A 10,210-nucleotide genomic window follows, 5' to 3' on the forward strand; every position below is an offset into this window, starting at 1 on the left:
GCGCCACCCGGCACGAATACCGCGTCGAAAGCGATCGACGGCATGCCTTCCATCGACGCATCCACCGGCAATGCCTTGCCATCAGCGGTCTTCACTGGCGCCGAGGTCGGGCCGAGCAGTTTCGCGTGGGCGCCTTCGGCTTCCAGCGCTTTTTTCATCGCATCGATGGCTGCAGCGTCAACACCATTGGCAGCAAGGATCGCCACCTTGCGCGTCTTGATATTGCCTGGCAGCAGGTTGGCCTGGCTCAGCGCTGGCGATTGCTCCAGCGAGGTCTTGCGCACTTCGACCGTGCCTTTGGCTGGCGCCGGCAAACCAAGGTTTTCAGCCACGCGTTTGGCCAGGGTCAGGTCGATATTGGCGAGGATCTCGTTCACTTCACGGGCACGGATGAACTCACGCTCGACCTTGCCCAGCTCGAAGCTGTAGGCGGCGATGATGTGCTCTTTCTCGTGGTCGCTCATGCTGTTGAAGAACAAGCGGGCCTGGGAGAAGTGATCGCTGAACGATTCGCTGCGCTGACGGATCTTCGCTGCGTCGATGCGCTCCGGGTAGCTCTCGAAACCACCGTCCTGTGCCGCCGGCGGGGTTTCTTTCGGCCAGCCGCCGTCGATCGAGTTTGGCTCGTACGAGGCACGACCCTTATCGATGGTGGTGCGGTGCTGCGCGTCACGCTGGCCGTTGTGGAACGGCGCCACCGGACGGTTGATCGGCAGCTCATGGAAGTTCGGCCCGCCGAGTCGGCTGATCTGCGTGTCGGTGTAGGAAAACAGCCGACCTTGGAGCAACGGGTCATTGGAGAAGTCGATGCCTGGCACGATGTGGCCAGGGCAGAAGGCGACCTGCTCGGTTTCGGCGAAGAAGTTGTCCGGGTTGCGGTTCAGGGTCATTTTACCCAGCGGCGTAATCGGGACGATTTCTTCGGGGATGATTTTGGTCGGGTCGAGAATGTCGAAATCAAAGTCGTGTTCGTTCTCTTCTTCGACGATCTGTACGCCCAGTTCCCACTCCGGGTAGTCGCCCATTTCGATCGCTTCCCACAGGTCGCGACGGTGGTAGTCGGTGTCTTTACCGGCGAGCTTCTGCGCCTCGTCCCACACCAGCGAGCAGGTGCCGGCGGTTGGGCGCCAGTGGAATTTGACGAAGCGCGATTTGCCCTCGGCGTTGATCAGGCGGAAGGTATGTACGCCGAAGCCCTGCATGCTGCGCAGGCTTTTCGGGATCGCCCGGTCGGACATCGCCCAGATCACCATGTGCGCCGATTCCGGCACCAGCGAGACGAAGTCCCAGAATGTGTCGTGAGCCGAGCCGCCGGTAGGGATTTCGTTGTGCGGCTCGGGTTTCACCGCATGCACGAAGTCAGGAAACTTGATCGCGTCCTGAATGAAGAACACCGGCATGTTGTTGCCGACCAGGTCGAAGTTGCCCTCGTCGGTAAAGAACTTCACCGCAAAGCCACGTACGTCACGCACTGTGTCGCCGGAACCCCGTGGCCCCTGCACCGTGGAAAAACGCACGAACACCGGGGTTTTCTTGCCCGGATCCTGTAGGAAACCGGCCTTGGTCAGCGCTGCATGGTTCTCGTAGGTCTGAAAGAAACCGTGCGCGCCAGTGCCGCGAGCATGGACGATACGCTCTGGAATGCGCTCATGGTCAAAGTGCGTGATTTTTTCACGCATGATGAAGTCTTCCAGCAGCGAAGGCCCGCGCGGCCCGGCTTTGAGGGTGTTCTGGTTGTCCGCGATCTTCACGCCCTGATTGGTGCGCAGGGCCTGACCGGTGGCGTCGGAACGGAATTCTTCCAGGCTGTCGAGCTTGGCGTTGGTGTTGGCGCGATCCGGGGTGTCGGTTCCGGCCATCTCGCTTTTATCGGGTGCAGGCTTTTTGATGCTCATCAGACGTAAACTCCTCGTTTGGCCCCGGATGCCTTCCGCAGACCCTTGAGTGATTCCCGGGCACGGCACCCAGGGTTTCAAGTCGCTTAAGTAGTGACTGATGAGCGTTTCAGCCGTTCCGTTTATCTGACCTTTGATCGCGTTATTGCCAAATTGAAGGTTAATTGCGAAATAAATGCTAAGAACCTCTATACGGACAGGCTAAAATGCGCGCCCGGCTAACCGCTGATCCTTTTCCAACGCGCCCCACAAGGTTCGCTACGTGATCGAGTTTCAAAACGTCCACAAGACTTACCGCGTTGCCGGTAAGGATATTCCCGCGCTGCACCCGACCAGTCTCGCCATCGAGAACGGTCAGGTGTTCGGCCTGATTGGCCATTCCGGTGCGGGCAAAAGTACCCTGCTGCGTCTGATCAATCGCCTGGAAGATTCCAGTGGCGGCAAGATCATCGTCGACGGCGAAGAAGTCACTGCACTGGACGCCAACGGCCTGCGCCGTTTCCGCCAGCAGGTCGGGATGATCTTCCAGCACTTCAATCTGCTCGCCTCCAAGACTGTCGCGGACAACGTCGCTTTGCCGCTGACCCTGGCCGGTGAGTTGTCGAGCAGCGAAATCAACCAACGCGTGGCCGAGTTGCTGGCGCGGGTCGGTTTATCCGACCACGCGAAAAAGTATCCGGCGCAATTGTCCGGCGGTCAGAAGCAGCGCGTCGGCATCGCCCGTGCGCTGGCGACCAAGCCGAAGATTCTGCTGTGCGACGAGGCCACCAGCGCCCTCGACCCGCAGACCACGGCATCGGTCCTGCAACTGCTGGCCGAAATCAACCGCGAACTGAAACTGACCATCGTCCTGATCACCCACGAGATGGACGTGATCCGGCGCGTCTGCGATCAGGTCGCGGTGATGGACGCCGGCGTGATCGTCGAGCAGGGTCCGGTGGCCGATGTGTTCCTGCATCCGCAGCACCCGACCACCAAGCGTTTCGTCCAGGAAAGCGAGCAGATTGACGAGAGCGAGCAGCGTGACGACTTCGCCCACGTGCCCGGGCGCATCGTGCGTCTGACCTTCCAGGGCGAAGCGACCTATGCGCCGTTGCTCGGCACCGTCGCCCGGGAAACCGGCGTCGACTACAGCATCCTCGCCGGTCGCATTGACCGCATCAAAGACATTCCGTACGGGCAACTGACCCTCGCTGTCACCGGTGGCGACATGGAGGCGGCGTTTGCCCGCTTCACCGCCGCTGACGTTCACATGGAGGTGTTGCGCTAATGGCTGACCTGATGAGTTTCTTCGCCAATATCGACTGGTACGAAATCTGGCTTGCGACTGGCGACACCATGCTGATGCTCGGCGGTTCGCTGCTGTTCACCGTGCTGCTCGGCCTGCCGCTGGGGGTGCTGCTGTTTCTCTGCAGCCCGCGTCAATTGCTGGAAAACCGTGGCCTCTACGCCGTGCTGTCGCTGGTGGTGAACATTTTGCGTTCGCTGCCATTCATCATTCTGCTGATCGTGATGATCCCGTTCACCGTGCTGATCACCGGCACCTCGCTGGGTGTGGCCGGGGCGATCCCGCCGCTGGTGGTCGGTGCTACGCCGTTCTTCGCGCGTCTGGTGGAAACCGCGCTGCGCGAAGTCGATCGCGGCATCATCGAAGCGACCCAGTCGATGGGCGCGACCACGCGGCAGATCATCATGAACGCCTTGCTGCCGGAAGCCCGTCCGGGCATCTTCGCAGCGATTACGGTGACAGCGATTACACTGGTGTCCTACACAGCGATGGCCGGTGTGGTCGGCGCCGGTGGTCTGGGCGACCTGGCGATCCGATTCGGCTACCAGCGTTTCCAGACCGACGTGATGATCGTCACCGTGGTGCTGCTGTTGATTCTGGTGCAAGTGCTGCAAATGGTTGGCGACCGTCTGGTCGTGCATTTCTCGCGCAAATAACGGGTTTCGATCATCTAGAGAGGCGCTGGCCAAGATGGCGGGCGCCCTGAACAGGAGTTAGCTGAATGAAAAAACTGATCGCTGCTTTCGCCGCCGTCGCTGCGTTTTCGGCCCACGCCGAGACCCTGACCGTTGCCGCCACCCCGGTGCCGCACGCGGAAATCCTCGAGTTCGTCAAACCGGCCCTGGCCAAGGAAGGCGTGGATCTGAAGGTCAAGGTCTTCACCGACTACATCCAGCCGAACGTACAGGTCGCGGAAAAGCGTCTGGACGCCAACTTCTTCCAGCACCAGCCGTACCTCGATGAGTTCAACAAGGCCAAGGGCACCAGCCTCGTCGCCGTGACCGGCGTGCACTTGGAGCCGCTGGGCGCTTATTCGAGCAAGCTCAAGGATCTGAAAGACCTGCCAGGCGGCGCCAACGTGGTGATCCCGAACGACGCCACCAACGGCGGCCGTGCGCTGTTGCTGCTGGACAAGGCTGGCGTGATCAAGCTCAAGGATTCGAAAAACATCCTGTCGACCCTCAAAGACATCGAGCAAAACCCGAAAGACCTGAAGTTCCGTGAACTGGAAGCCGCGACCATCCCGCGCGTGCTGACCCAGGTCGATCTGGCGCTGATCAACACCAACTATGCGCTGGAAGCCAAGCTCGATCCGTCCAAGGATGCGCTGGTGATCGAAGGCAACGACTCGCCATACGTGAACATCCTCGTGTCCCGCGCGGACAACAAGGACAGCGACGCGATGAAGAAACTCGCGGCTGCGCTGCACAGCCCGGAAGTGAAGAAATTCATTACCGAGAAGTACAAAGGCGCGGTGTTGCCGGCGTTCTGATTCAGGTTGCTGCAATGAAAAAGGGGACGCCAATGGCGTCCCCTTTTTTGTGTCTGGTGCCTGGCTTGCGACCTGCCTTGAAGCTTCCCCTCACCCCAGCCCTCTCCCGAGGGAGAGGGGGCCGACCTTCAAGCTTTTCGAGCCTGAGTTCGACTCACAATTGCAGGTCGGCGCAATTCGAATAAACACCTCGGTCAGTCCCCTCTCCCTCTGGGAGAGGGTTAGGGTGAGGGGCTTTTTAGCTTTTGAACTGTCAATTGCGCTCAAGCATCGCCGGCAACTGCACAACCAGCTTGGCATTGTTCAATGGCGCGCGAATAAACCCGCGCTGTGTGCCGTCCGGGCCGATCACGGCGAGATTGCCGCTGTGATCCACGGTGTAGTTCGGCTTGCTGGTATCGGCGGGAATGAACGGAATGCTCACCGCGTTCGCCACCTTCTGCAGCTCCTCGATAGATGAAGGCGTCAGGCCAATGAACTGCGGATCGAAGTAGCCCAGGTACTGCTTCAACTGCTTCGGCGTGTCGCGGTTGGGGTCAACGCTGACCAGCACGATCTGCAATTTATCCACAGCCTCTTTCGGCAATTCACTCTTGATCTGCCGCAGTTGCGCCAGGGTGGTCGGGCAGATGTCCGGGCAGAAGGTGTAGCCGAAGAACAACAGACTCCATTTGCCTTTCAACTCGTCGATGGCAACTGGTTTGCCGTCCTGATCGGTCATGGTCACGTCCGGCAGGTTGCGGCTCTGCGGCAGCAGGATGATGCCGGCGTCGATCAGCGCAGTCGGGTCGCCCTGGCCTTTGCTGTTCAGCACTTTGTTGACGGTAAGCCCGAGGATCAAGGCGATCACGGCGACGAGGATGAAGACGGTTTTCTGGGTTCGGGTCATAGGTTCAACAGTAAGTAGTGGTCTACGAGCAGGGCGATGAACAACAGGAACAAGTAATAAATAGAGTACTTGAAGGTGTTGATCGCCGCGTGCGGCCGAGTGCCACGGTACAGCACCACGGCCCATTGCAGAAACCTCGCGCCCAACGCCAGCGCGCAGACCAGATACAGCACGCCGCTCATGTGAATCACGTACGGCAGCAGACTCACCGCCAGCAACGCAAAGGTGTAGAGCAGAATGTGCACTTTGGTGTAGTGCTCGCCATGGGTCACCGGCAGCATCGGAATGTCGGCCTTGGCGTATTCCTCTTTGCGATGAATCGCCAGCGCCCAGAAGTGCGGCGGGGTCCAGGCGAAGATGATCAGCACCAGCAACAGCGGTTCGGCGCTGACATGGCCGGTGGCGGCGGTCCAGCCCAGCAGCGGTGGCGCGGCACCGGCGAGGCCGCCGATGACGATGTTCTGCGGCGTCGCACGCTTGAGAAAACCGGTGTAGACCACCGCGTAACCCAGCAGTGATGCGAGAGTCAGCCACGCGGTCAATTGATTGGTGAACGTCAGCAGCAGCGCCTGGCCGAGCAATGCCAGCACCAGGGCGAAGGTCAACGCCGCCGCAGGTGAGACCCGGCCTTCGGCCAGCGGACGTTTGTGCGTGCGCGCCATTACCGCATCGATGCGCCGATCGACCACATGATTGACCGCCGCCGCGCCGCCGGCGCACAAGGCAATGCCCAGATTGCCAAACACCAGCACTGTCCACGGCACGCCGGCGCGGGTAGCGAGGAACATGCCGACCAGCGAGGTGATCAGCATCAGCACCACGACTTTCGGCTTGGTCAGCTCCAGGTAATCGCGCCACAGCGCTTGCGCCGCACGCTGGCCGATCAGACTCGCCATGGTGTTTCTCCTTTCAATGCGATGGGCGCGACGACAGGTTTGTGCGCACTCAAGCGCCAGCGCGCCAGCACCGGTTGGTTCACCCGCAACAGGCTGGTGCGCGCGTGATAATTGACCAGCACCAGCGTCAGTAACAGCGCCGCGCCGCCAGCGTTATGCGCGACGGCCACTGGTAGCGGTAGATGAAACAGCACGTTGCTGATGCCAAGGGTGATCTGCGCGGCGAGGGCGATCAGCAGCAATCCGGCCAGTCGGGTCATGCCTACCGCTTTCAACTGCCAGGCCAGACCGAGCAGTACGACCGTCACCAGCAAAGCGCCGATGCGATGGGTCAGGTGAATCGCCGTGCGCGCATCGCTATCGAGTTGTCCGCCGAGATAATTCGGGCCGATGTGCTGGGTCAGGTGGAAGCCGTTGGCGAAGTCCGCCGGCGGCAGCCATTGGCCGTGGCAGGTGGGGAAGTCGATGCAGGCCACCGCTGCGTAGTTGGAACTGACCCAGCCGCCCAAGGCGATCTGGCCGATCACCAGCAGCAGCCCCGCCGTCGCCCAATATTGCAGGCGCTTGGGTACGGTCAGCGCCGGCAGCACGCCGGACAACCTCAGCGTCAGCAGGAACAGCAGACTCAACGTGGCAAAGCCGCCGAGCAAATGCCCGGTGACCACTTGCGGCCAGAGCTTGAGCGTCACCGTCCACATACCGAACGCCGCTTGGGCGATGACCACCGCCAGCAGAAACAGCGGCAGTTTCACCGGCTGGCCCGGATGGCGCCGGTTTACCCAGGCGCGCCCGGCCAAAACTGAAATCAGCGAGCCGAGGGTGCCGGCGAAGTAGCGGTGGATCATCTCGTTCCAGCCCTTGTGCGCCTCCACTGGCGCGTCAGGGAAGTGCAGTTCGGCATGGGCCAGTTGCGCCTCGCTTTTTGGCACGCTGATAAAGCCGTAGCAGCCTGGCCAGTCCGGGCAGCCGAGGCCGGCGTGGGTCAGGCGCGTATAGGCGCCGAGCAGCACGACAATCAGTGCCAGCAGGGTGGCAAACAGCGCGAGGCGAAATCCAGGTTTGGCCATGACGATGCCCTTATCCGATGTTCGACAGTTTCAGCAGATGCCGCAGGTCGTTGAGCAGATCCTTGCCCTTCACATTCGGCTCGTAACGCAGCACCAGATTGCCGTGCGGGTCGACGATCCACAGCTGCGGCACGGCTTTGTCGCCGGTGGTTCTGGCGAATACCCCGGCATCCAGCGGATAGCGCTGCAGCTGCGGATATTCACGGTCGAGTTTGGCGGCATAATCGGCGCTCAGTGGTTGCGCGGCGGCGAGGGCGTGGCTGGCGCGCCCGGCTTCGCGGCCGAGGCTGATCTGGATCTGCCGGGCCAGATAAACCAGTTGCTGACAATCGACTGCGCAGTCCTTTGGCGCCGTGACCAGAATCTGCCAGCGCTGCTCATCGGCCTGCACGCCGAGGTCGGCGCGAGTCTGGCCGTTACCGATCAGCTCGCCGTGATAGCTGCGTCCTTCCGGCACCCAGAACTGCAATTTGTACATGCCGGTGGCGAGCAGCATCGGCCCGACCACGCCAAGGACGATCAGCAACAACTGAATGCGCCCGCGCCGGCGGCTGGGAACGGGTTTGGCCTCAGACATGCTGGGTGGATTCATGGCGCTTCCCATGGCGTTTCTCCTTTGCGTTGTGCCAGCCGAAATAGAGGTAGAGCCCGAGCAACGCCGTGGCCATGGCGAACCATTGCACGGCATAGCCGAGGTGTTTTTCCGGGCCCATCGCGACCACCGGCCAATCGGTCTGGTAGCTGGCCGGGCCGGGTTCGGCGCGCAGCTCAAAGGCGAAACCGTCGCGCTCCAGGGTTTGCCACAATTTGCCCGGCTCGACGGCGGTGATGGTCTGCGGCCAGACACTGCTGACCGGATCGGCGTGCAACTGGAACGTTGCACCGGGGGCGACGTAGACCCAGGCGTCGAGCGTCAGCGCCTCGGCCGGTGTCGTGAACTGCGGCGGCACACGCCGATCGGGCCATGGCAGCCAGCCGCGATTGACCAGCAGCCACAGACCGCTGCGGTGATCCTGAAACGGTTGCAGCAATTCGACACCGACCTTGCCGCCACGCTGGCGGTTGTCCAGCAACAGCGTGTGGGCGGGGTCGAACTGGCCGTGCAGGCGCACGCGGCGGTAAGCCGGGTCGGCGCTGCCAAGCAGTTCACCGCTGGCCAGCGGTTCGGCCACGCGACGTTCGGCATAACTGGCCAGCAGCGCGGTTTTCTCCGCGCCCCGGCCCAGTTGCCAGAAGCCCAGCGCAACCATCAGCGGCAGCAACAGGGCGACCACTACGGTGGGGATCACGCCCGGGCGAAAGCGCTTCATGGGCGCGCCATAAAGTCAGTCATCGCGATCGCTATACTCAAGTGCATCGCCTGTCCCCCGGAGTCTTGCCATGTTCAAAGCAGCGATCGTCCTGATGCTGATTGCCACGGTCGTCAGCCTGTTCAGCGGCCTGTTTTTCCTGGTCAAGGACGACAGCAGCTCCAATCGGCTGGTCATCGCCTTGAGTGTTCGGGTGGCACTGGCCGTGATCACCGTCGGCCTGATGGCCTGGGGTTTCTACAGCGGCCAGTTGGTGTCCCATGCGCCGTGGTAGACGCGAGCGGCAAGCTTCAAGCGGCAAGCTACAAGTTAGAGGCCATCCCGCTTTGACTTGAAGCTTGCAGCTCGCCACTTGCAGCTGTTTTCAGAGCACATAGACGAAGAAGAACAAGCCGATCCACACCACGTCGACGAAGTGCCAGTACCAGCTCGCCGCTTCGAAACCGAACTGGTGCTCGTTGTCGAAGTGGCCCTTCATGATGCGCATCAGCATCACGAACAGGATGATCGTGCCGATGGTCACGTGGGCGCCATGGAACCCGGTGAGCATGAAGAACGTCGCGCCGTAGATGCCCGAGCCGAGGGTCAGGCCCAGCTCTTTGTAGGCGTGGATGTATTCCTCGGCCTGGAAGCCGAGGAACGCGATGCCCAGCAGCACGGTGATCGCCAGCCACAGTTTCAGCGCGCCGCGATGGCCTTTCTTCAGTGCATGGTGGGCGATAGTGATGGTCACGCTGGAACTGACCAGCAGGATCGTGTTGATCAGCGGCAGGCCCCAAGGGCTGATGACATCCTTGGGCGGTGGGAACAGTTTCGGGTCGGGGTTGTTCAGCAACGGCCAGACATATTCGAAGTTCGGCCAGAGCATTTCCGACAGGCCCTTGCTGCCTTCGCCGGCCAGCCCCGGTGCCGACACGACGCGGATATAGAACAGCGCGCCGAAGAAGGCGACGAAGAACATCACCTCGGAAAAGATGAACCAGCTCATGCCCCAGCGGAACGAACGGTCCAGTTGTGGGCTGTACAACCCCGCGCGACTCTCCTTGATCACCGCACCGAACCAGCCGAACAACATGTACGCCAGCAGCAGGCCGCCGACGAAAAAGATCAGCGGGCCGTGGGAATCCGGGCGTGCGGCCTTGAGATCGTTGAACCAGGTGGCGAGGCCGTAGACGGTGACGAGCATCCCGAGCGTGGCGATGATCGGCCATTTGCTCTGGGCCGGGACGTAATAATGCTCATGAGTTGCCATTTATTGTTCTCCTTATCGGCCACGCTCAACCGCCAGTGTTAACAGCCACCGGCGGATGTCGGGCGGTGATATCGAACAGCGTGTAGGACAGCGTCAGGTGCTTCACTTCCTTGGGCATGTC

Annotated in this window: 11 protein-coding genes and 1 pseudogene; 4 read left to right on the plus strand and 8 right to left on the minus strand. The window is 61.3% G+C overall.

Features of this window, described 5'->3' with window-relative positions; all coding sequences use genetic code 11:
* Positions 1 to 1,895 (minus strand): catalase HPII (gene katE / locus D6877_RS19885; RefSeq protein WP_130911861.1); only part of this gene is annotated, 1,895 nt, incomplete at its 3' end.
* Positions 1,896 to 2,157: 262 nt separating this feature from the next.
* Between katE and D6877_RS19890 the strand changes: the two genes are divergently transcribed.
* From D6877_RS19890 to D6877_RS19900, 3 genes are all read left to right on the plus strand, one after another.
* Positions 2,158 to 3,165 (plus strand): methionine ABC transporter ATP-binding protein, encoded by a 1,008-nt coding sequence (locus tag D6877_RS19890; RefSeq protein WP_016772338.1) that lies wholly within the window; start codon positions 2,158 to 2,160, stop codon positions 3,163 to 3,165.
* Positions 3,165 to 3,839, plus strand: a complete 675-nt coding sequence (locus D6877_RS19895; protein ID WP_016772337.1) for a methionine ABC transporter permease — start codon at positions 3,165 to 3,167, stop codon at positions 3,837 to 3,839. The genes D6877_RS19890 and D6877_RS19895 overlap by 1 nt, the downstream gene beginning before the upstream one ends.
* A gap of 65 nt (positions 3,840 to 3,904) precedes the next feature.
* Entirely contained in the window at positions 3,905 to 4,675 is a 771-nt protein-coding gene (locus D6877_RS19900; protein WP_130911862.1) for a MetQ/NlpA family ABC transporter substrate-binding protein, read from the plus strand.
* 253 nt (positions 4,676 to 4,928) lie between these two features.
* Here the strand turns inward: D6877_RS19900 and D6877_RS19905 are convergent, their stop codons facing one another.
* Genes D6877_RS19905 through D6877_RS19925 form a run of 5 tightly spaced genes read right to left on the minus strand, consistent with a single transcriptional unit; the run spans position 4,929 to position 8,837 of the window.
* Positions 4,929 to 5,564, minus strand: a complete 636-nt coding sequence (locus tag D6877_RS19905; protein WP_130911863.1) for an SCO family protein — start codon at positions 5,562 to 5,564, stop codon at positions 4,929 to 4,931.
* Positions 5,561 to 6,460: a heme o synthase gene (gene cyoE / locus D6877_RS19910; protein ID WP_071173963.1), complete on the minus strand. Its 900-nt coding sequence runs from the start codon at positions 6,458 to 6,460 to the stop codon at positions 5,561 to 5,563. The genes D6877_RS19905 and cyoE overlap by 4 nt, the downstream gene beginning before the upstream one ends.
* Positions 6,448 to 7,527, minus strand: coding sequence for a COX15/CtaA family protein (locus D6877_RS19915; protein WP_130911864.1), 1,080 nt, complete (start codon positions 7,525 to 7,527; stop codon positions 6,448 to 6,450). The genes cyoE and D6877_RS19915 overlap by 13 nt, the downstream gene beginning before the upstream one ends.
* A gap of 10 nt (positions 7,528 to 7,537) precedes the next feature.
* Positions 7,538 to 8,131: a hypothetical protein gene (locus tag D6877_RS19920; protein WP_056791251.1), complete on the minus strand. Its 594-nt coding sequence runs from the start codon at positions 8,129 to 8,131 to the stop codon at positions 7,538 to 7,540.
* The gene (locus D6877_RS19925; RefSeq protein WP_130911865.1) at positions 8,097 to 8,837 is read right to left on the minus strand and encodes an SURF1 family protein; all 741 of its coding nucleotides are present in this window, start codon (positions 8,835 to 8,837) and stop codon (positions 8,097 to 8,099) included. Before D6877_RS19925 ends, D6877_RS19920 begins: the two co-directional genes overlap by 35 nt.
* 70 nt (positions 8,838 to 8,907) lie before the next feature.
* On the opposite strand from D6877_RS19925, the gene D6877_RS19930 reads away from it, so the two are divergent.
* Positions 8,908 to 9,111 carry a twin transmembrane helix small protein gene (locus tag D6877_RS19930; RefSeq protein ID WP_130911866.1) on the plus strand — a complete coding sequence of 68 codons (204 nt, stop codon included), beginning with the start codon at positions 8,908 to 8,910 and terminating at the stop codon, positions 9,109 to 9,111.
* 90 nt (positions 9,112 to 9,201) lie between these two features.
* Here D6877_RS19930 and D6877_RS19935 read toward each other — a convergent pair whose 3' ends face one another.
* Both D6877_RS19935 and D6877_RS19940 read right to left on the minus strand, forming a co-directional pair.
* Complete coding sequence (locus tag D6877_RS19935) at positions 9,202 to 10,089, minus strand: cytochrome c oxidase subunit 3 (RefSeq protein ID WP_130911867.1); 888 nt, start codon at positions 10,087 to 10,089, stop codon at positions 9,202 to 9,204.
* A gap of 25 nt (positions 10,090 to 10,114) precedes the next feature.
* Positions 10,115 to 10,210: pseudogene (locus D6877_RS19940) on the minus strand (cytochrome c oxidase assembly protein); the annotation flags it as partial.

Origin of the sequence: Pseudomonas sp. Sample_9 (assembly GCF_004307535.1) — a bacterium.
Classification (GTDB): Bacteria; Pseudomonadota; Gammaproteobacteria; order Pseudomonadales; family Pseudomonadaceae; genus Aquipseudomonas; species Aquipseudomonas mercuritolerans.

Coding starts and splice junctions, on each gene's coding strand:
- D6877_RS19920 (WP_056791251.1), bottom strand. CDS start 8,131: ATGGGAAGCGCCATGAATCCACCCAGCATGTCTGAGGCCAAACCCGTT.
- D6877_RS19900 (WP_130911862.1), top strand. CDS start 3,905: ATGAAAAAACTGATCGCTGCTTTCGCCGCCGTCGCTGCGTTTTCGGCC.
- D6877_RS19905 (WP_130911863.1), bottom strand. CDS start 5,564: ATGACCCGAACCCAGAAAACCGTCTTCATCCTCGTCGCCGTGATCGCC.
- D6877_RS19915 (WP_130911864.1), bottom strand. CDS start 7,527: ATGGCCAAACCTGGATTTCGCCTCGCGCTGTTTGCCACCCTGCTGGCA.
- D6877_RS19935 (WP_130911867.1), bottom strand. CDS start 10,089: ATGGCAACTCATGAGCATTATTACGTCCCGGCCCAGAGCAAATGGCCG.
- D6877_RS19925 (WP_130911865.1), bottom strand. CDS start 8,837: ATGAAGCGCTTTCGCCCGGGCGTGATCCCCACCGTAGTGGTCGCCCTG.
- D6877_RS19895 (WP_016772337.1), top strand. CDS start 3,165: ATGGCTGACCTGATGAGTTTCTTCGCCAATATCGACTGGTACGAAATC.
- cyoE (WP_071173963.1), bottom strand. CDS start 6,460: ATGGCGAGTCTGATCGGCCAGCGTGCGGCGCAAGCGCTGTGGCGCGAT.
- D6877_RS19930 (WP_130911866.1), top strand. CDS start 8,908: ATGTTCAAAGCAGCGATCGTCCTGATGCTGATTGCCACGGTCGTCAGC.